Annotated in this window: 14 protein-coding genes; 6 read left to right on the forward strand and 8 right to left on the reverse strand. The window is 34.8% G+C overall.

Features of this window, described 5'->3' with window-relative positions:
• Position 1 precedes the first annotated feature (1 nt).
• From sov to DXU93_RS03130, 5 genes are all read left to right on the forward strand, one after another.
• Positions 2 to 7,492: a T9SS outer membrane translocon Sov/SprA gene (gene sov / locus DXU93_RS03110; protein ID WP_123776028.1), complete on the forward strand. Its 7,491-nt coding sequence runs from the start codon at positions 2 to 4 to the stop codon at positions 7,490 to 7,492.
• A 10-nt stretch (positions 7,493 to 7,502) separates the two neighbouring features.
• Positions 7,503 to 7,955 (forward strand): GNAT family N-acetyltransferase, encoded by a 453-nt coding sequence (locus DXU93_RS03115; protein ID WP_116879830.1) that lies wholly within the window; start codon positions 7,503 to 7,505, stop codon positions 7,953 to 7,955.
• 558 nt (positions 7,956 to 8,513) lie between these two features.
• Positions 8,514 to 10,310: a translation elongation factor 4 gene (lepA, locus tag DXU93_RS03120; RefSeq protein WP_116879778.1), complete on the forward strand. Its 1,797-nt coding sequence runs from the start codon at positions 8,514 to 8,516 to the stop codon at positions 10,308 to 10,310.
• A 15-nt stretch (positions 10,311 to 10,325) separates the two neighbouring features.
• A complete protein-coding gene (locus DXU93_RS03125; protein WP_116879779.1) occupies positions 10,326 to 10,976 on the forward strand; it encodes a LysE family translocator in 651 nt (216 codons plus the stop codon).
• 116 nt (positions 10,977 to 11,092) lie between these two features.
• Positions 11,093 to 12,811, forward strand: coding sequence for a toxin-antitoxin system YwqK family antitoxin (locus DXU93_RS03130; RefSeq protein ID WP_116879780.1), 1,719 nt, complete (start codon positions 11,093 to 11,095; stop codon positions 12,809 to 12,811).
• A gap of 7 nt (positions 12,812 to 12,818) precedes the next feature.
• On the opposite strand, the gene mgtE is transcribed toward DXU93_RS03130, so the two are convergent.
• The 5 genes from mgtE to DXU93_RS03155 form a co-directional block, all read right to left on the reverse strand.
• The gene (gene mgtE, locus DXU93_RS03135) at positions 12,819 to 14,168 is read right to left on the reverse strand and encodes a magnesium transporter (protein WP_116879781.1); all 1,350 of its coding nucleotides are present in this window, start codon (positions 14,166 to 14,168) and stop codon (positions 12,819 to 12,821) included.
• A 45-nt stretch (positions 14,169 to 14,213) separates the two neighbouring features.
• A complete protein-coding gene (gene rsmA, locus DXU93_RS03140; protein WP_116879782.1) occupies positions 14,214 to 15,002 on the reverse strand; it encodes a 16S rRNA (adenine(1518)-N(6)/adenine(1519)-N(6))-dimethyltransferase RsmA in 789 nt (262 codons plus the stop codon).
• Between the two features lie 5 nt (positions 15,003 to 15,007).
• On the reverse strand, positions 15,008 to 15,316 hold the full coding sequence (locus DXU93_RS03145) for a DUF4286 family protein (RefSeq protein WP_116879783.1): 309 nt from the start codon (positions 15,314 to 15,316) through the stop codon (positions 15,008 to 15,010).
• 116 nt (positions 15,317 to 15,432) lie between these two features.
• Positions 15,433 to 16,218 carry a DUF3108 domain-containing protein gene (locus tag DXU93_RS03150; protein ID WP_116879784.1) on the reverse strand — a complete coding sequence of 262 codons (786 nt, stop codon included), beginning with the start codon at positions 16,216 to 16,218 and terminating at the stop codon, positions 15,433 to 15,435.
• Between the two features lie 87 nt (positions 16,219 to 16,305).
• Positions 16,306 to 17,571, reverse strand: a complete 1,266-nt coding sequence (locus DXU93_RS03155) for a DEAD/DEAH box helicase (RefSeq protein ID WP_116879785.1) — start codon at positions 17,569 to 17,571, stop codon at positions 16,306 to 16,308.
• A gap of 105 nt (positions 17,572 to 17,676) precedes the next feature.
• On the opposite strand from DXU93_RS03155, the gene DXU93_RS03160 reads away from it, so the two are divergent.
• Positions 17,677 to 18,102 carry a secondary thiamine-phosphate synthase enzyme YjbQ gene (locus DXU93_RS03160; RefSeq protein ID WP_116879831.1) on the forward strand — a complete coding sequence of 142 codons (426 nt, stop codon included), beginning with the start codon at positions 17,677 to 17,679 and terminating at the stop codon, positions 18,100 to 18,102.
• 21 nt (positions 18,103 to 18,123) lie between these two features.
• On the opposite strand, the gene DXU93_RS03165 is transcribed toward DXU93_RS03160, so the two are convergent.
• Genes DXU93_RS03165 through DXU93_RS03175 form a run of 3 tightly spaced genes read right to left on the reverse strand, consistent with a single transcriptional unit; the run spans position 18,124 to position 21,818 of the window.
• On the reverse strand, positions 18,124 to 18,858 hold the full coding sequence (locus tag DXU93_RS03165) for an ABC transporter ATP-binding protein (RefSeq protein WP_116879786.1): 735 nt from the start codon (positions 18,856 to 18,858) through the stop codon (positions 18,124 to 18,126).
• Between the two features lie 4 nt (positions 18,859 to 18,862).
• Positions 18,863 to 19,651, reverse strand: a complete 789-nt coding sequence (locus tag DXU93_RS03170) for an ABC transporter permease (protein ID WP_116879787.1) — start codon at positions 19,649 to 19,651, stop codon at positions 18,863 to 18,865.
• A 13-nt stretch (positions 19,652 to 19,664) separates the two neighbouring features.
• Positions 19,665 to 21,818, reverse strand: coding sequence for a glycosyltransferase (locus DXU93_RS03175; RefSeq protein WP_116879788.1), 2,154 nt, complete (start codon positions 21,816 to 21,818; stop codon positions 19,665 to 19,667).
• Positions 21,819 to 21,820: the final 2 nt, after the last annotated feature.

A 21,820-nucleotide genomic window follows, 5' to 3' on the forward strand; every position in this document is an offset into this window, starting at 1 on the left:
TGTGAATAGACAAACACTAAATACAATATGGAAAGGGGGAATTATCGCCCTCATTTTTTCAATGGTAAATTTTACCTATGGACAGAATAATCCAGACTCAACAGAATTAAAATATCCAATAAACAATCCATACGATCCTACAGGAAATGAAGAGCAAAGTTTCGATTTAGGTGATCCTAAGTCAGTTGAAAAAACAATTGTATATGATCCAAAGACAGGTAAGTATGTTTTTAAAGAAGTGATAGGAGGGATTGATTATCGCCGTCCTTCAATGATGACGCTTGAAGAATACATTGAGTATGAGCGTCAGCAGCAAATGCAAAGTTATTGGAAAGATAAGGTGGATAGTCAAACGGAAGAAGATCAAGGTTTGATTCCACCAATTAAAATTGATTCTCCCGGATTTGCCAATATTTTTGGTTCTGATGAAATTCAAATTCGTCCGGAAGGAAGTGTAGAATTGTCTTTAGGAGTGAACTCTTCACGTTATGATAATCCAAGTTTGCCAGAAAACCAACGTAGAATAACACGTTTTGATTTCCAACAACAAATACAATTGAATCTTGTTGGACAGATAGGAACGAAATTGAAGTTGGGAGCATCTTACAATACAGAGGCTGCTTTTAATTTTGATAATGTAACGAAGCTGGAATGGACAGGAAACGAAGATCAAATTCTACAAAAAATAGAAGCTGGTAACGTTTCTATGCCACTAGAAACATCACTTATCGAAGGGTCACAAACTTTATTTGGTGTTAAAACAAGAATGAAATTTGGTCGTTTAACGGTAGACGCAATTGCATCAACTTCGAGAGGTCAAAAACAAGAAATCAATATTCAAGGTGGTTCGCAGGTGCAGGACTTCGAATTAAAAGCAGATGAGTACGAGGCCAATCGTCACTACTTCTTGAACTATTATCACAGGGAGCATTACAACGAAGCCATGGAAAGTGTTCCGATTGTAAGTTCTTTGGTGAATATTACAAGAATTGAAGTTTGGGTAACCAATCAAACCAATAAAGTAGAAGACACAAGAAATATTATTGCCTTCACGGATTTAGGGGAAGCAAAACCTGAAAACTGGTCGGGAAATCCTGGAAGTGCTTCAAGTAATGAATTCCCACGAAATGAAGCCAATGGATTGTATGAATACGCCAAAAACAACCCAACTATTCGTGGATTTAATAATGCTGTAGTAGCGCTTGAATCTGAACAAACAGAGCCTGGTCCTTTTCAACAAGCCACAGATTTTGAAAAAGTTGAAAATGCGAGACGTTTAACCGAACAAGAATTTACTTATAATGCTCAGTTAGGTTTTATATCTGTAAATCTTCCTTTAAATAATGATGAGGTATTGGCCGTTTCTTATGAATATACTTATGCCGGAAGAACATATCAAGTTGGAGAGTTCTCAACAGATGGTATCGTAGGAACAGATGCACTTTTCCTTAAGTTATTGAAACCAACAATCATAAATCCTAAAAATAAATTGTGGGATTTGATGATGAAAAACGTTTATTCAATTGGTGCCTACCAAGTAAGTCAAGAAGGGTTTAGATTGGACATTCTTTACAATAATCCAGACAACAGTTTGAACGTGAATTTTATGCCTTATCCAGGTTTAGATGACAGACAAGTTATTGATGTTGTTGGAATGGACCGCTTGAATCAAAATAATCGTGCTCAAAAAGATGGTGTGTTTGACTTTATGCCGATTACTTTCAATGGAAATGAGGCGACAAATGGAGGAACAATAAATACCCGGAATGGACGGATTTACTTTAGTACCATTGAACCCTTTGGTCAAACTTTAAAGGATGAACTTATTGAAGAGGACTTGCATCAGATTGCCGACAATGTAGCTTTTGATGAACTGTATGATTCCACAAAAATTGCTGCACAGCAATTGCCTAAGAAAAATAGGTTCTACTTCGTAGGTAAATATGAATCTTCTGTGAGTGATGAAATTCCATTGAACGCCTTAAATGTTCCTGAAGGAGCTGTTGTGGTAACTGCAGGAGGTATTCGTTTGACAGAAGGAACTGACTTTACTGTAGATTATAATTTAGGTAGAGTGAAAATTTTAAATAGCGCAGTTTTAGAATCAAATGCTGATATAAAAATTTCTATTGAAAGTAATTCTGTCTTTGGTTTCCAAAATAAATCATTGATGGGAACACACATGAATTACATGATTAATCCTGACTTTAATGTTGGTGCGACATGGATGAGAATGACTGAAAAGCCAATTACGCAAAAGGTGGATATTGGTGATGAGCCTTTCAAAAATAATATTGTAGGAATGAATTTGTCTTACCGAACAGATATTCCACTTTTAACTAAATTGATTAATTTTATTCCAACGATTTCTACAAAGCAAATGTCAACCTTGACATTAAATGCAGAGGTCGCTCATTTAATTCCTGGAACTCCACGTGCCATTTCAAAAGAGGGGATTTCTTATGTCGACGATTTTGAAGGAAGTCAGTCAACAATAGATTTGAAGAACTTTTCTTCTTGGAAATTAGCATCAATTCCACAAGGTCAATCAGATATTTTTCCTGAAGCTTCTTTGAAAAACAATTTGGCTGCAGGATTCAAACGTTCTCATTTATCGTGGTATTCTATTGACCCGATGTTCCATGAAAATCGTTCAATCACTCCAACACATATTGCTGAAAATCCAGATGAAACTGAAAATATGAATGTTTCTTTGGTGAATAAAACGGATATTTTCCCAAACACTCAACCGGCAACAGGTGACATTACGAATTTGCCGATTTTTAACATGACCTACTATCCAAAGGAAAGAGGTATGTATAATTATGATACGACAAATACGGTAAATCAAGATGGTGAGTTTATTGATCCTCAAGAGCGTTGGAATGGAATTATGCGTTCATTAACGACAACAAATTTTGAAGAAACAAATGTAGAATATATTCAATTCTGGATGTTGGATCCTTTTAATGAAGACCAAGAGGCGCAAGAACCTAATACAAACCATACAGGAGGAGATTTATACTTTAATATTGGTAACCTTTCGGAAGATGTTTTGCCAGATTCTAGGAAAAGTTTTGAAAATGGATTGCCACGAGAATTTTCGAATACTGAAAATACAGATGAAACAAATTGGGCAAGAGTTTCAACACAGCAAGTTGTTGTGAATGCTTTTGATAATGATCAAGAAACACGTGCTGCGCAAGATGTTGGATTGGACGGATATAGTGATGAGGATGAGTTAAATGCCTACGCTAACTTTGTAGCATGGGTACAAAATAATCCTACTTTATCCCAAGCTGCAAAAGATGAAATTTTAGAGGATATTTCTAAGGATAATTATAACTATTACCGAGATGATCGTTACGATGAAGAGGAGATAGGTATTATTGAACGTTATAAATACTGGAATGGACACGAAGGAAACTCTCCTACACCAGAAATGTCTGCGGAAATCAATTCAGAAGGCTATCCGACACAAGCAACAAACACTCCAGACATGGAAGATGTGAATCGTGATAATAACCTAAGTGAATCAGAAAGCTACTATCAATACAAAGTTTCATTGCGTGAAAACGATATGGAAGTAGGTAAGAATTACATTATCAACTCAAGAGAATATGATATAGGAAGTAAAGCTTATAAATGGTACCAATTTAGAATTCCAGTAAGAAGTCCTGATAAAGCTGTTAACGGTATTTCTGATTTCCGTTCTATTCGTTTCATGAGAATGTTTATGCGTTCTTTTGAAGAGGAAACAACATTGCGTTTTGCTAAGTTAGAATTGGTTAGAGGAGAATGGAGAAAATATAGTGAGAGTCTAGTTCAGCCAACAGATGGTGTTCAAACAGATCCAGATTTAACTTCATTTAATATTGGTGCTGTTAATGTTGAAGAACACGACCAAAGAGAGCCTGTTAATTATGTTATTCCTCCAGGGATATTGCGTGAGGTGGATCCATCTCAACAGTTCCAAAGACAGTTGAATGAGCAGTCAATGACGATTGAGGTCTGTAATTTAAAGGATGGTGATGCTAGAGCTGCCACCAAGAATGTTGGTATGGACATGATCATGTACAAAAATCTTGAAATGTACCTCCATGCTGAAGAATCCGAGCCCACGAGTCCATTGAATGATGAAGATGTTTCTGTGTTTATCCGATTGGGTACAGATTTCGAAGAAAACTATTACGAATATGAGGTACCTATGACGGTTACTCCGTGGGGATCAACTCAAGATACGGAAATTTGGCCTGAAGAAAATAACCTCAGAATTGTCTTTGAGGATTTAATTGCCTTAAAAAAGGAACGAAATGAAGAAATGGCCCAGCCAGGATCGAGTACAGCAACGAATGTTGAATACAGTAAGGTTGTAGCACATAAACCAGGGAGTTCTGATAATGGTAATGTGAATCATCCGCCTCGTTTAATGAAGGTGAAGGGAAATCCGAATCTAACTGATGTAAAAACCATTATGATTGGTATTCGAAATCCTTCTGTGAATTCAGATCACCCTTGGCAACCAGATGATGGATTGGCCAAATGTGTAGAAGTTTGGGTAAACGAGTTAAGGTTAACTGAATTCGAAAATGAGGGAGGTTCTGCTGCATTGGCACAAGCTAATCTTCAAATTGCAGATTTCGCAACCGTTCAAGTAGCCGGTTCATACAGTGGCTTGAACTGGGGAAGTATTGATAGTCGAGTGGCAGAAAGGCAAAGAGATACACGTTTGAATTTAGATCTTTCTGCAAATGCTCAATTGGGTCAGTTATTGGGTGAAAATGCAAAAATTGATATTCCTTTTTTGTACACTTATTCTGTGGGAACAATAAATCCACGCTTTGATCCTTATAATCCTGATGTGGAACTTTCGTCTTACGATGCTGAAGAACGAAAGGAAAAGTTAAAGGCAGGTAGAGATTTCACACAAAGGAAATCATTTAACTTTACGAATGTTAGAAAGCAACGTAAACCCGGTGCTGATGCTCACATCTGGGACATAAGTAATTTCTCATTCAATTATGCTTATAGTGAAGATTTATTGCAAGACTTTAATACCAACTACGACAGAACGAAGGTTTGGAAAGGTGGTGTGAATTATGTTTACAATGGAACACCTACTTTATGGGAGCCATTTAAAAACGTTAAATTTATGCGTAAATCTAAGTGGTGGGATTTAGTGAGATCTTCAAATTTATACTTAGGTCCAAAAAACATTAGTGTTAAGAACAATTTGACGCGTAATTACAACGAAAGACAAATTAGAAATAACATTCCGAATACAAGTTTCGAGTTCCAACCTATTTACCTGAAGAACTTTACTTGGAACAGAACATTTAATTTCAAATATGACATCACTAGAAATTTGAAGTTTGATTTTGGATCTAATAATAGTTCGATTATTGACGAGCCAGAAGGTCAAGTAGATAGAAATGAGAGTCCAGAATTGTATCGTGAATTCCAAGATTCTGTTAGAACTCAATTTAGAACTCTTGGTAAAACAATGCGTTACGACCATAACTACAATATTTCTTACAATATTCCATTTAATAAAATTCCAGCTTTGGATTTCATTAATTCAAACATTCGTTATAGTGGAGCTTATGAATGGTCAAGACCAAATCTAGGTCAAGAAGCCTTTGGTAATGTAATTCAAAACAGTAGAACGATAAACACTACTGCACAGTTGAATATGTTGACACTTTACAAAAAATCTGAATTCTTTAATAAAATTATTAATGGTGGACGAGGTGGTCGAAATACGATTAGAAGTGGAAATAGAAATGGGCGAAACAATAACCTAAATCGATCTGGTCTGGGAGGAAACAATACCAAGAATGATAGTCGACTGGCCAAGAAGGTAGCAGAACTTCAGAAGAAACAAGAAGAATTAGAGAAGGTGAAAGTTGATCAATTAGAAACGGATGAATTGGTTGCCCATCAAAAAGAAGTAAATAAAGTAGAAAGAAAACTTGAGAATAAAGAGCCTCGATTGGAGCGTCAGAATGAACGACTCGCCAATAAAGAAGAGCGTGAAGAAGAAAACCAAGAAAAATATGGTAAACCTTATCACCCAGTTACTGGATTTGCAGCGAGAATGCTAATGAGTGTTAGAACCCTCTCTGGAACTTATAGTCAGAACGATGGTATTCTTTTACCTGGGTTTAATGAAGAAGCGCAAGTTTTCGGATTAAACGAAAGTATGTTTGGTGATAGTAAAATTCGTGGTTTTGCAATGGGGCAACAAGAGCGAAATGTGTTTGGTCAATCAAATGGATTTGAATATGCACCTTACGCTGGTTCAAACGGATATATTGTTGATACTAGTGGATTAAATACGCAACATACCATCATGCATTCTCAAAACTATAACTTGAGAGCAAGTCTTGAACCAATAAAAGATTTAAAAGTTGATTTAACATTGAAGCGTAATTTCACAGAGAACTCATCCCAATATTACCGTTTCTCGGATAGTTTGCAAACCTTCGAATCTCAAAGTGAATTTAGAACAACAACTTTAAGTTATTCTACAATATCTATTCAATCCGCTTTCGAATCAATTAGTGAGTCGGATAACTTTAAGTCAAGTTCGTTTGAAGAATTACGAGATAGAAGAGCAGAGGTATCTAGTGTTTTAGGAGAAGGAAATCCATATAGTTTGTCTGATAGTGCCGGATTTAAAGATGGTTTTGGACCAAGTCAACAAGATGTAATTATTGGTGCTTTCCTAAATACCTTTACTGGAAACAAAACAAACAGTAAATCAATTAATCCTGTTAGAAATGTACCACTTCCAAATTGGCAAGTTTCTTATAACGGATTATCTAAATTTGATTTCTTCAAGAAGTTTGTACAAAACTTTACGATTCGACATGGATATACTTCATCTGTTACAGTTGCAGGAATGCAAACCAATTTAAATGCAGAGGTTGATGATGATGGTTATTTGTCTGCACGAGACATAAACGACAACTTTATTTCACAACAGCAAGTACAAAATATTACAATTAGTGAACGTTTTTCTCCATTGATTGGTTTTGATGCAACTTGGAAAATTAATGGAAATGGATTATTAACCAAATTTGAAATTAGTAAGGAAAGATCTTCTTCGTTGTCATTAGCAAATAACCAGTTGACTGAAATGTTAGGAACTGAAATTGTGATAGGAACTGGATATAAATTTACGAACTTCGCACTTCCATTGTCTTTCCAAGGAACAAAGCTTAAACCTTCAGATCTTAACATAAGAATAGACCTTTCAATTAGAGATAACGTTACTGTAATTCGAAAAATTGTAGAGAATCAAACTCAGGCCACTGCAGGTCAACGTGTGTTCTCAATTCGTTCAAGTGCTGATTATTTAATTGGAAAGAATGTAACCATCTCTCTTTTCTACGATCAACAATTAACAGATCCTACAATTGCAACATCGTATGTTACTGGAAATACTGCAGCAGGCTTAAGATTGAGGTTTAATCTTGGTGGAATTTAAAATAGGAAAAATGCCTAAAGGAACAATTCGTAAAGCTAAACAAGGAGACGAGATTGCCTTAATGGGACTCGTTCAAGAGTTGGCCGATTTTGAAAAAGCACCTGATGAAGTAATTAATACACCTGAGCAATTAGCCATAGATTTATTTGAAGATCATATCTGTGATTGTTTCGTTTATGAAATAGAAGGAGTAATTAGAGGAATGGCCTTATATTATATTTCATACTCAACGTGGCGGGGTCGCTGTTTGTATCTTGAAGATTTATATATTCAGCCAGACTACCGTAGAAATGGTATTGGTAAGGAATTATTCTCCCGACTTGTGGAAGAAGCAAAGTCATTGGGGGTAAAACGCATGGATTGGCAAGTCTTGGATTGGAATACCTCTGCAATTGATTTTTATAAAGGTATTGGCGCAACACTAGATCCTGAATGGTATAATGGTCGTTTATTTTTTGATTAAAAACTTTTCTTAAAATTTTCCTCTTTTTTACATTCTATACAAATAGAATTTCATAATTAGCGTTCTTTTTAATGCTTTGATTTACAATGATTTACCTGTAGAAATTAGTTTTCTGTTTCAATAAATTATGTTTGCATAAAAAAATTAACAATATTTTAAGAATAAATACCATGGTAAATGTTTTTGAAACACAAAAGTTTTATATCTTTGCACCGTTAGGTTTCATAAGTAGTAGTGTTTGATTGGAGATAAGGGCGCCCGCCTTTATCTCCAATTATTATTTTAGGGCGTTTCTATTTGATAGTTCTTGTTGTAAATAGCATATAATTAAGCTTTTATATGTTTATATCTGATTTGTTTATTATTTTGAAAATCAGAAAAGGGTGTTTTCTTAAAAAATATAATCTTCGACTTTTATTCTTGTAGGGAATTAACTTGAAAACTGACTAAAATCCATTAAATTCGCATACGATTTATTATATTCATAGAAATTGATTTTTGTATCGATTTCATAAGGGGGAGATAGATCAGTTATTATAAAAGAACTAAAGATATTAAATGAAAAATATTCGTAATTTCTGCATTATTGCACACATTGACCATGGGAAAAGTACTTTGGCAGATAGGCTGTTACAAACAACTGGAACGATTTCAGATCGTGATATGCAAAGTCAAGCACTTGATGACATGGAATTGGAGCGAGAACGTGGAATAACCATTAAGAGTCATGCCATTCAAATGGACTATGAACATGATGGTGAAAAATATACTTATAATTTGATTGACACTCCAGGGCACGTGGACTTTTCTTATGAAGTTTCGCGTTCTATTGCAGCCTGTGAAGGAGCATTGTTAATAGTCGATGCTTCTCAAGGAATTGAAGCACAAACAATTTCAAATTTATATCTTGCATTGGAGCATGATTTGGAAATTATTCCAATTCTAAATAAAATGGATTTGCCTGGTGCCGAACCTGAAGAAGTAACAGATCAAATCGTAGATTTAATAGGATGTGACCCATCAGATGTTATTCCTGCATCCGGTAAAACTGGTTTAGGAGTAGATAAAATTTTGGAAGCTATTTTAACTAGAATTCCTGCGCCTAGTGGTGATCCAAAAGCACCTTTACAAGCAATGGTTTTTGATTCTGTGTTTAATCCTTTTAGAGGAATTATCGCTTATTTCAGAGTAATGAATGGTGCGATGCACAAAGGAGAAAAAGTAAAGTTTTTGAATACTGGAGAATCTTATACCGCAGATGAAATTGGAATTTTAAGAATGACTCCTCAACCAAGAAACGTGGTTAAAACTGGAGATGTTGGATATATTATTTCTGGGATCAAACAAGCAAAGGATGTAAAGGTTGGAGAAACAATTACCAATCATGAGAATCCTTGTGAAACTGCTGTTAAAGGATTTGAGGATGTGAAGCCTATGGTTTTTGCTGGAATTTATCCTGTGGATACAGATGATTTTGAAGAATTGCGTTATTCAATGGAAAAATTGCAATTGAATGATTCTTCGCTTGTATTCGAACCTGAGTCTTCTGCTGCATTAGGATTTGGTTTCCGTTGTGGATTCTTAGGAATGTTACACATGGAGATTATCCAAGAGCGTTTGGAAAGAGAGTTTAACATGACTGTAATTACTACAGTTCCTAACGTTTCTTATTTCTGTTATACGAAGAAAGAACCAACTGTTCGCCAAATCGTAAATAATCCTTCTGAATTACCAGATCCTTCAATTATTGAAATGATTGAAGAACCATATATCAAGGCACAAGTAATTACAAAATCTGAGTATGTTGGACAAGTAATGAATTTGTGTGTTGAAAAACGAGGTGAATTACAGAATCAGGTGTATTTAACACAAGATAGAGTTGAGATTACCTTTAATATGCCAATGGCGGAAATCGTTTTTGATTTTTATGACCGATTAAAATCTGTGTCAAGAGGGTATGCATCGTTTGATTATCATCCAATTGGATATCAATCTTCAGACTTAGTAAAACTAGATGTTTTATTGAACCACGAACAAGTAGATGCACTTTCTGCTTTGGTACACAGAAGTAATGCTTTTGATTTAGGGAAGAAAATCTGTTTAAAACTAAAAGAGTTAATCCCAAGACAACAATTTGAGATTCCTGTACAAGCGAGTATTGGAGCGAAAGTTATTGCTAGAGAAACGATTAAAGCATTGCGTAAGGATGTAACAGCGAAATGTTATGGTGGAGATATTTCACGTAAGAGAAAGCTGTTAGAGAAGCAAAAACAAGGTAAGAAAAGAATGCGACAAGTTGGGCGTGTAGAAGTACCACAAGAGGCTTTCTTGGCAGTTTTAAAATTGAACGATTAAAAGAAGTAAGAGATTTTGAGCGAATTATTTTTAAAAGCAATTGTTACAGGATTAATCTTAAGCGTTATGCTTGGACCTGCATTTTTCTTGCTTTTGGAAACCAGTATTAAAAGAGGAATTCGCGCAGCTCTATCATTTGATGCAGGTGTTTTAATTAGTGATATCATTTACATTGTGATAGCCTACGTGTTTATCCAACAGGTGGAGGAATTGTCACGTGGTTCTGATAATGCTTTAATTAGAATGATTGGTGGCGTCTTGTTTTTCGTTTATGGCTTCCTTACATTTAACAAAAAAGTAGGCCCGATAGAAGTAAAGAAAACCAAGAAAATGAATGTGGACCCGAAAGATTATTGGATTCTATTCATTAAAGGTTTACTACTCAATCTTGCCAATCCTTTGGTAGTTTTTTATTGGTTTTCTGTTTTGGCTTTAGGTCATTCAGGATCAAATCAAGTTATGTCAGGAGGTGAAATGATACTTTACTTATCCATTGTATTGTTTACTTTTTTTACCATAGATGTATTAAAAATCATTGGTGCAAAAAAACTACGTCCATTCATTACCCCTGCACTTTTACGTTCTTTAAATAGGATTACAGGTTCAATATTAATGGCATTTGGTGGCTTTTTAGTCATCAACAGTATTGTAATTTGGCTGCGATAAATCAGATTAGAGAATGTAAAATGTATAATATTTCGCGCTTATCGAACGTTTTAGTTTAAAGCTCAATTGAGTTAATAATTAATGTTTTTCAATATTTGAATAAAAATATATTTCCAATGTATAAATCAGTACTTTTTGTTTTGTTTACTTTCTTAATGTTTAATGGGTATAGTCAATCCAGAAAGGAAAGAAACTTGTCTAAAAGAAAAACGTTTTATTACGATCCAGGTGTAAGAAAAATGATTGAAAGTCATGGCTATTACTATTCTGATGATTTAGGGGAAACAACAGAAAGACATGGGAAATGGTCGTTTTTTAATCGTGAAGGATCACTGGTTGAAGTTCGTCATTACGATCGCAACAAGCTTCATGGAGAAGTAAAAACATTTTATGGAAACGATTCTTTAAGAAGTATAGGATATTTTCATCAAGATTTACAAGACAGTATTTATATAGAGTTTTCTTTAATGGGTGATACTTCACAAGTTGGGTATTTCAACATGGGGAATCCAACTGGCGAATGGCGCTATTTTTATACGGATGGTGCATTAAAAATGGTAGAAGAAATCATCGACAGTACTTCATATGTTTGGGAATTTTATGGCGCTGATTCGGCACATACACAAACCATAGAAGAAGGAAATGGTGCAATGGCCACTTATTTTGGAAATGGTCGACTTGAGTCTTGGTATAATTATAAAGACGGAATAAAACACGGTGAATTTGAAGAAGCTTCTGTAAGAGGTTATTATTTAATGAAAGGAGCTTTTAAAGAGAATAAACCTGAAGGAAAATGGGAATATTATTACTATACCGGAGATTTAGAAAAAATCACACATTATAAAGACGGTAAACTAAATGGTGAGTACGACTATTATTATGACAATGGTCAACTCAACGTAGAGGGGCAATTTGAAGATGGAGAAAAAACGGGTGAATGGACTTGGTACACCAACTCTGGAGTTGTTGATATGCAAGGAAAATTCAAAGATGGTTTGCAGCATGGAGTTTGGAAGTACAATTATCCAAATGGTGAACTTTCTTACCGTGCCAAATTTAAAGAAGGACTGAAAGAAGGAAAATGGACTTATTATTATAAGAATGGAAAGAAATTTAAGGTAGGACATTTTGAAAATGATTTAAAAAATGGCAGTTGGACCACTTGGTATGAAGATGGAACATTGTTGATGGAAGGTGACTACATTGATGATCTAGAGGAAGGAACTTGGAAAAACTACTGGGAAAATGGACAATTGAAAAACCAATCTGATTTCACCAATGGAAAACTAAATGGAGAATGGTTGTCTTTCTATAGTAGCGGAAAACCACTTTCGAAAGGAAGTTATGACCATGGACAAAAAACTGGAGAATGGTTGAGTTATTTTGACAATGGAGCATTGAAAGATGTTGAGAACTTTAAGGTCATTGAGAAGAAATCTAAAGTAAAATATGGACCAATGAAAGACAGAAAGGTTCGTACATCAGTATTGCACGGAAAAACGGTTTCTTATTCTCAAAAAGATTATGCTAAAACTCAAGAAGGAAAGTATAAAAATGGTGAGAAGCATGGCAAGTGGATTGTATACCATAAGGGAGGAGTTTTACCAGCGGTAATATCGCACTATAAAAATGGTGAATTGCATGGAAAAATGCAGACTTTCGAGTTTAGAGGGAATCGTATAATTTCAGAAGCCGAGTATAAAAATGGTGTCAAACATGGAAAAGTCAAAATCTTTGATGAAAATGGAAAAGTAATCAAGGAACAAAAATTCGAAAACGGTATTCAAATAATTGAAGGGTCTTCATCTGGAACATCATTCTCTCCTGGAAGGTAACAAGGTTTTATAGGCCGAATACCATCATTCCTACTGCAAAGTAGATAAAGAGTCCAACAACATCGTTGAGTGTCGTAATAAATGGTCCTGTGGCCACTGCTGGGTCTATCTTGTATCGATGTAAAATCAAAGGGATAAGCGTTCCAAATATCGCAGCGAAAAAGATGACAATGAACAAGGCTATACTTACAGAAATTCCTAATCTAATATCCTGTAATAACCAAGTTATTGCAAAAATAAGGGTTCCACAAATTAAGCCATTGAGTAAACCTAAAATCGCCTCTTTTTTAACACGAGATAAAATACTACTGAATTGACTTGTTCCATTGGCAATAGATTGTACAACAATTGCACTAGATTGAACTCCAACATTTCCTCCCATTGCAGCAACTAATGGAATGAAAAAGGCCAAAGAAGGAATGGCTCCAATCTGAGTTTCAAAATTTCCAATTACTTGTGATCCTAGTACTCCACCTAATAAACCAATCAATAACCATGGAAGTCGGGCACGAGACATTTTAATAATTCCTGCATTGGCTTCTACATTTTCGGAGATACCAGATGCCATTTGGAAATCTTTGTCAGCTTCTTCACGAATCACATCAACGATATCATCAATGGTAATTCTACCTACTAATTTCTTCTGGAGATTCAATACTGGTACAGAAACCAAATCATATTTATCCATTACTCTTGCAACTTCTTCAGAGTCTTCGTTGGTGTAAACATAAGCCATGTTTTTATTCGTGTAAACATCTTTAACTAAGGCTTTTGCATTGGCTACTAGAAGGGAACGTAAAGATAAAGTTCCAACAAGGTTGTCACTATTATCAACGACATAGATGGTGTGTACTTTATCCACTTCTTCGGCTTGTCTACGCAGTTCAATAACACAGCGATTTATTGGCCAATCTAACTTTGCACGGATAAACTCCGTTTGCATCAAACCACCGGCAGTGTTTTCATCGTAATTTAAAAGATCTACAAGTTCGGAGGCGTTATCACTATCCATTTCGGATATAACCTCCAACTGCTTGTCGACCTGCATTTCACCCAAAATGTCAACAGCATCATCGGAATCTAAATTCTCAAGTTGTTGAGCAAGTTGTTTGGTGTTAAAAGACTCCACAAAACGTTGACGAACATCATCCTCCAGTTCCATCAAAACATCACCTTGAAGGTCATGGTCTAAATGATCATAGATGAATTTAGCTTCGTCTCGGGTAAGTTCGTCAAGAATTTCTGCAATATCTGCAGGGTGAAGATGTATAATCTCACGATCAATAAATTGACTATTACTCGCGTTTATCTCAACCTTTATTTGATCTAAATATTCTTTTGTTAAATCGAACTGCATTTCTATCGTTTTATGAACTCCCTAATGAAAATGTAAAATCTATTTTTAATTTTCTTTGATCGTTTCCTCTATAATTTGTGTCAACTGAATAAAGTCATCAACACTTAAAGTTTCGGCACGTTTTTTCAGAAATGGATGATCTGGCAATAGACTTACATCAAGTATAAGTTTCAGTCCATTTCGAATGGTTTTCCTGCGTTGATTAAATGTAGCTTTTATTATTCTTTTATACAATTCTTCATCAACAGGAAGATGCGTTCTGTCATTTCTCAAACATCTAATGACTCCAGACTTTACTTTTGGTGGTGGATTAAAGACGTTTTCATGCACTGTAAAACAATATTCTATATCGTAATAGGTTTGCATTAAAACACTTAAAATACCGTACTTTTTAGAACCTGGAGGCTCAGCGACACGTTCAGCAACTTCTTTTTGAAACATTCCCATAATTTCTGGGATTTGGTTTCTGTATTCAATACAATGAAAAAGAATTTGAGATGAGATATTGTAAGGGAAGTTTCCAACAACAGCAAAAGGAGATTTGTCAAAAAATTGAGATAAATCTGTTTTTAGAAAATCATCAGAATGAATTTTTCCTTGAAGTTGAGGGTATACTGTAGACAAATACTCCACAGAATCTTTATCAATTTCCATCACGTGAAGTTCCGTTCCTTCAATGTCTAGAAAGTACTTCGTGATTGCTCCCATTCCTGGGCCAATTTCTAGGATGTTGTTTGCGCCTTTAAAATTGACGTATTGCGCAACAATTTTCTTACAGATGTTTTCATCCGTTAAAAAATGCTGTCCAAGATGTTTTTTTGGTTGAACGCTCATATCGACTAAAACTCTTGAACTACTGAAAGTAAAGTTCTAAACGAAGCGAATTTACCTTTGAATTTTTGTGTATGTTCTGCCTGTAATTGCGGAGCATGTTCAGCTTGATATGTGTTGAGTGCATCTTCAGAAATAGCTGTATACATTACTGCATAAGTTACTCCACCCTCTTCTTCACCATGAACACGACAAAGCTTACTGTCTCTAAAAAAACCTGTTGCCATTACATCAGGAATATGTGTTTCTTTCATCCATGAAAGCCATTCTTTAGCCACATTTACATCTAGACTGATTGTTACATTGTATACTACCATACAGCAAATTTACGAAAGTGTATTCAATTGTTACGACTTATCATTTTATTAAATAAAAAAACGTGCAGCAATTAAGCTGCACGTCTATTAAAACGGGGTTCATTTTTGATAATTTTTTAATCTTTAATGGCGATATCTCCAACCAAACCTTCCCATTCTACAAGGTGCATTTTAATACTACCTACAGGAATTTTCGCTTTTACAAGCACTGGAATTCTGTTTTCATCATTGGTTACCCAAAATTCAACATCATCTGGTTCTTCAAAATATCTTCCTTCTTGTACCACCGGCTGGAATTTCATACACTCAAAAGTTCCTTTACGAATACTGATGTCTTCTTTTCCAACATATTTGACTTTCAATGGCCAAACCTCTTCATCCATAAAACATTTAAATTCGGTTATCTCACCAACTTTCATGTTTTTAAAATCCAATGTTCGTGCATAATAGAAAGAAGAAATCATGTCTTGAACTCCAAGTGGAACTTTATATGATTTTCCTTCAGAAACCACTTTTTGTTTATTCTGCTGAAAAACGTACTCTTGTTCTTTTTCGTAACCTCCTTCATTGATGTCACGCAAAAATAACCAAGGAAATACACCTTTTTTATCTACATAAGATTCGTAAACGTCCTCTACTTTATAAAACCAGTTGAAAGCTCCAAGGGTTTTTCCTTCACCTTTAACATGGTAAAGTGGTCTACCATTTGCACCTTTCTTCTTTGTTTCTTTTACCGTTAATACAGCTTCACCAGCATCCATGATTCCATAACTTATTCGGTAAGTTAATTTCTCTCCACTCGTAAAACTTTTACTTTGGATTGTAGGATATGCAATGTTGGTAGAGCTAGTCATTCCAACTAGCAATGCTGTAACTGTGAGGATTGAAATGATTGTTTTCATAGCTTTTTTTATTAGTTCACTAGAAGAAATACAAAAAACTTGCCATACTCAAATTTCAACACCTGATGTTGGTACAAAGAAACAGAATTAATCTTTTTTCTTGGCTCTATTTTTATTGTTGTTTCCTCGTCTGTTTTGTGGTTTTCTTCTTCCACCTCCGCCACCGCGACCACGTTGCTGTGGATTAACTGGCTTTACAGATTTATCTTCAATTTCCTCTTCTACCTCTGCATGTGGTTTCATCACAGGAACTTTCTGTTTAATCAGTTTTTCAATACTTCTTAAAAAAGTGCGTTCATCGTTGGCACAGAAAGATAAGGCAATTCCACTAGCATCAGCACGTCCTGTACGTCCAATTCTGTGAACATAAGTTTCAGGAACATTAGGCAAATCATAATTGATTACCAAAGAAAGTTGGTCAACATCAATTCCTCTTGCTGCAATATCTGTTGCAATCAAAACTTGTATTTTTCCCTCTTTAAAATCATTTAAAGCCGCCTCCCTTTGCGGTTGAGATTTGTTACCGTGAATGGCTTTTGCACCAATTCCTTCTTTTTCTAGCTTTTTGACAATTTTATTTGCACCATGTTTGGTACGAGAGAAAACCAAAACAGCTTCTTGCGAACCCTCTTTAATGAGGTGAGAAAGCAATTGAATTTTATTTCCTTTACTTACGAAGTAAACACCTTGTTCTACCTTTTCTGCCGTAGCTTGCTGTGGTTTGATGCTTACTTGTTCAAATTCACCTAGAATCTTCTTCGAAAGTTCAACAATTGATTTTGGCATTGTTGCCGAAAAGAAAAGAGATTGTCTTTTCGGAGGAAGTTTGGCGATAATTTTCTTGATGTCATGAATGAATCCCATGTCAAGCATTTGATCTGCTTCATCCAAAACCACATGTGTTAAATCGCGAAAAGTAAGGTGTCCCTGACTCAATAAGTCCAATAACCTACCTGGCGTAGCTACTAAAATATCAACACCTTGCTTTAATCTTGCAACTTGTTTTGTTTGTTTAACTCCACCAAAAATTACTGTGGTGCGTAGGTCAGTATGTCGACCATAGTTTTTGAAACTTTCTTCAATTTGAAGTGCTAGTTCACGCGTTGGTGTAACGACTAGTGCTTTTATTTTTCGCTTTCCTTTTTGGTTTGCGTTTTCATTGTATAAATGGTGCAGAATCGGAATTCCGAATGCTGCTGTTTTCCCTGTACCAGTTTGAGCAACACCTAAAAGGTCTTTTCCTTTTAAAAGGATGGGAATCGATTGTTCTTGAATTGGTGTTGGATTCTCGTAGCCTTCTTCCTCGAGGGCTTTTAAAATTGGGTCTGCTAACCCGAGTTGTTTAAATGTCATGTATTATATATATGGTACAAAGGTAGGCATTTAATCCTACTTTGTAGAATGATGTGTTTTTTTGTGATAACGGCCAAACAAATTAAAAATTTTTATATTCAAGCCATGAAGTGTATACAGAAAGAAATGCGATTGCCAGCTTATTCAAGAGGATTTCACCTTATAACAGATCTGATTATAAGAGAAATTCCAGAAATTAAAGAGATTAAGATAGGCACACTCCAGGTTTTTATCCAGCATACCTCAGCCGGATTAACGATTAATGAAAATGCTGATCCAACAGTTCGAATGGATTTTGAAAGTCATTTTAATCAATTTGTGCCAGAAAACGCTCCATATTATGAGCATACCTACGAAGGAAGTGATGATATGCCAGCGCATATAAAATCTTCATTATTGGGTTGTTCTGTTCAGATACCAATTACCAATGGTGCTATAAATTTAGGAACATGGCAAGGGATTTATTTGTGTGAACACCGAAATCACGGAGGTAAGAGAAAGCTGGTATTGACTGCTATGGGAACAATCTAGAGGTTTACTTTTTCATCTAGGTTATTCTAGTTCCTGATATAAAGCGATAGCTTTTTCTGTATCTCCGAAAAATTTTAATTCACCTTTGTGCAATAAAACTGTTCTATCACAATGTTCTTTTATGGTGCCAATACTGTGGGAGACAATAATTGAGGTTCTGTTTCTTAACCAGTTTTGTTTTAGGGCTTCTGTTGCTTTCTTTCTAAACTTATCATCACCCACTGCAAAAACCTCATCTAAAAATATGATATCAGCTTTAGCAAAAATTGCAATAGAAAAAGATAAACGTTGAATCATTCCACTCGAAAAGTATTTGATTTTAGTGTCTTTGAAATCTTCTAGTTCTGAGAATTCAAGTATTTCATCAAACAGTTCGTCGATTTCACTAATGCGTAATCCTAGTGTTGAACCATTCACATATATATTTTCTCGAGCCGATAGCTCATGACTAAATCCAACCCCCAAGTTAAGTAATAGTGAAGTTCCATTTTTGGTGACTTGACCTCCACGATCAGGAATAAAAGTACCTGACATAATTTTCGTTAGCGTTGACTTACCACTTCCATTTCTTCCAATCACACCAATGGTCTCGCCTGAGTAAATTTCTAAGTTGATGTCTTTTAACGCCTTTATTGTTTTAACATCGTTCTTCTTGTAAAAATTGATTAATCGGTCTCTTAAAGTGGAAAACGATTTACTAGAAGTCCTAAATGTTTTATTAACGTTTGATAGTTGTAATGATATTTCTTTATTCATAATATTAAAGTAATTCAGACGCACGTTTACCTATTGTTCTTAGTAAAAATAAACCGAAACATAATGCAATAATTGCATGGATAAAGTTGATTAATACGATTGTAAAATCAGGACTAGTATTATACATTACTACATCTCTAAAGCTCGATATATAGCCAAATAATGGATTTAAGAAACTAATGAATGGAATATTGTTTTTCAATGCCTCAAAACCTAGGAATATAGGAGAAAGCCACATTAAAAACTGTGAAATTAATGGCCAGAATTGATTAATGTCTTTCACCATTAAATAAAGATTTGAAAGAATTAATGCTATTCCAAAACAGAAAATAAATAAGGAAATAAATATAAAAGGAAAGTAAAATAAGTTCCATCCAATATCAATTCCTCCAGCAATTAAGAAAATAATAAGTATAAGAAAATTGAAGCCAAACCCTAAAGTGGCACTAATTAAACTTGCTAGATAAATTTCTATTTTAGACATATTGGAGTATTCGTATAGATACTTTTTTGTCTTTAGAATATTGATTAATCCTCCGGTTGTTTCAGAGAAAAATTGCCAAATAATAATTCCAGCAAATAAATATATCGCGAAGTTTTCTATGTTATTTCGCATGACTATTTTAAAGGCAATAAAATAAATTACCAGTTGAATAAGTGGTTTTAGTAATGCCCACAACAGTCCAAGTCTATTTTCGTAGTACCGTAGTTTAAATTCAATTTTTGCCAGAAGCCAAATCCGTTCCCAACGATTTTTTCTTGTCAATTGTGCACTAGCTGCATTGCTTCCCATAATAAACCCTATATTATTTGTTTAATTTATTATATATTTTTTTTGCTAAGAATCGCATTGTAGGATTTTTCTTTACCATTTGTGCTACTCTTCCTGAAAAGATTTTTGGACCTCTATTGCTTTGTAGTGGCCAAGTTGGATTGTCGAAATATATACCTGTTCCGTTATGGTTGAGTATGTTTGCTATTTCTGAACCGTAATTTTGGAAAAAACCTTTGTGTTTCTCACTTATTTTACGGTAAAGATACAATTCTTTATTCTTTGTAAATGATTGCGCCATGGAGTTTTTCCTAATACGATATTGCCACCATAATTCTGGAAATGAAAGTCCTCTTGCACCGTTTTTTACCATAGAAATGACACTGTCATAGTCTTCCATTCCGTAAACCATATTCGGATCATTTTGACCATAAGAAAGAAAGTCTTCTCTTTTATAAACAAGTGCACTACTATTGATCATATTATGCGTTAATAAGTATGGTGGTTCAGGGTTAAATGTTGGCCAAATATCAGTGCTTTCTCCAAAGTACTGTGCCCAACATCCAATAAAACTGACATTCTTATATTGTTTTAAGACTTCAATAGCCCTTTCGTAGTATTCTGGACTGACTGTATCATCAGCGTCTAAAAATGCTAAATAGGTTCCTGTAGATTTCTTCGCTCCAAAATTTCTAGCAAGTGATAAACCTTGATTAGGCTTGTTGTATATTGTTATTGATTTATCTGCTTTGATCTGATCAAGAACTTTTATGCTATGGGCATCTGTAGAACCATCATTAACGATGATTATTTCAACGTTACTAACAGTTATTTTCTTGAGTGAATGTATGGTGTCCATTATGAACTCTCCCAAATTGTAGTATGGAATAACTATACTCAATTTTGAATTATCAGAAAATTCTTGATTCTGTTTTGATCGTTGAACTGTTTCAATAAAAGGGAAGGTGTCCTCCTGTTTATAGTTCCTCATTAATTCAGAAAGTAGCTCTATTTTTTCACTGTATATAGTTTCATAATTAGTGTTGAACTCAACAGCTTTTTGAGCTTGAATACCAATGTTCTGAACTTTTTTCTCTTTAAGTTGTAAAATATCAGATAATGTGTCGGCAAAACTTCCCTCCAAACCATGTTTGAAAATAAATCCATTTTCACCATGTTTGATGATTTCTGTATGTCCTCCATTTTCTGAAGCGAGAATTAACTTTCCTAACGCCATCGATTCCAGTACAGCATAAGGTAAATTATCGACAATACTAGGGGTAATGATCACATGTGCTTTTTTGAGTCGTTCCTTTAACTTAACAGGAGGCATGTTTCCTTCAAAAGTAATCAGTCCTTTGTTGATATAAGTGGAATATCGTTTTTTAACGTATTCAATCATATCCTCTTGAAAAGGATAAAAGAAGTGATTTCCACCACCAATGATGGTTAAAACTTTACTGAATCCATTGTCCCACATTTCTTTTAAGTAGGAAAGCATTTCGAGACATCCTTTTTGTGGAGTTAGCTTTCCGAAGAAGACTAAATCGCCTTCATCATAGATTGGTATTTCACCGGTAGACCAATTATTTCTATATGGATTAAAAACACGTATCGGATTTTTTTCTTGGAGATTCATTCTCGAATCAAGTTGATCAATTAGATATTGCGAAGGAGACAATACTAAATCGGCCATTCGAATAGATGCTTTTTCGAATTCCCCAGTCCAATATTCTGGAAAATTGTAATAAGGCACCTGATTAAAATCTAGGTACAAGAAGCTTGGAGCATGCATTGTTAATACTACCTTGAGGTCTTTAAATAAGGGGTAGAGTAATGCCTTTTTTTGAAGAATATAATATCCAATGCCTAAGTAATCTTGTGTTTCAAGAATGTCAGGAACTCCAGATTTTTGCATTTCCAATTCAACAATATTCGCAAATTCTAGTCCTAGCCTTGCATCATGACCAAGGGCGCTACCCATTTTAACTTGATTTGGATTAAAACGAATAAGTGTTATATTTTCTTCAACCTTCTCTTTTGAAACATTATTTACAGCATAGTCATTAACAAACACAGTGACTTCGTGTTTTTTTTCGCTAAACATTTTTGCGGTATGCCAACAATAAGTGCTAATTCCACCACCATGAATAGGAGGGAACTCAGTAGTAATTAACCAATATTTCATTT

Source organism: Brumimicrobium aurantiacum (assembly GCF_003402975.1).
GTDB lineage: Bacteria > Bacteroidota > Bacteroidia > Flavobacteriales_D > Crocinitomicaceae > Brumimicrobium > Brumimicrobium aurantiacum.

Coding starts and splice junctions, on each gene's coding strand:
- DXU93_RS03115 (WP_116879830.1), top strand. CDS start 7,503: ATGCCTAAAGGAACAATTCGTAAAGCTAAACAAGGAGACGAGATTGCC.
- lepA (WP_116879778.1), top strand. CDS start 8,514: ATGAAAAATATTCGTAATTTCTGCATTATTGCACACATTGACCATGGG.
- DXU93_RS03130 (WP_116879780.1), top strand. CDS start 11,093: ATGTATAAATCAGTACTTTTTGTTTTGTTTACTTTCTTAATGTTTAAT.
- mgtE (WP_116879781.1), bottom strand. CDS start 14,168: ATGCAGTTCGATTTAACAAAAGAATATTTAGATCAAATAAAGGTTGAG.
- rsmA (WP_116879782.1), bottom strand. CDS start 15,002: ATGAGCGTTCAACCAAAAAAACATCTTGGACAGCATTTTTTAACGGAT.
- DXU93_RS03145 (WP_116879783.1), bottom strand. CDS start 15,316: ATGGTAGTATACAATGTAACAATCAGTCTAGATGTAAATGTGGCTAAA.
- DXU93_RS03150 (WP_116879784.1), bottom strand. CDS start 16,218: ATGAAAACAATCATTTCAATCCTCACAGTTACAGCATTGCTAGTTGGA.
- DXU93_RS03155 (WP_116879785.1), bottom strand. CDS start 17,571: ATGACATTTAAACAACTCGGGTTAGCAGACCCAATTTTAAAAGCCCTC.
- DXU93_RS03160 (WP_116879831.1), top strand. CDS start 17,677: ATGAAGTGTATACAGAAAGAAATGCGATTGCCAGCTTATTCAAGAGGA.
- DXU93_RS03165 (WP_116879786.1), bottom strand. CDS start 18,858: ATGAATAAAGAAATATCATTACAACTATCAAACGTTAATAAAACATTT.
- DXU93_RS03170 (WP_116879787.1), bottom strand. CDS start 19,651: ATGGGAAGCAATGCAGCTAGTGCACAATTGACAAGAAAAAATCGTTGG.
- DXU93_RS03175 (WP_116879788.1), bottom strand. CDS start 21,818: ATGAAATATTGGTTAATTACTACTGAGTTCCCTCCTATTCATGGTGGT.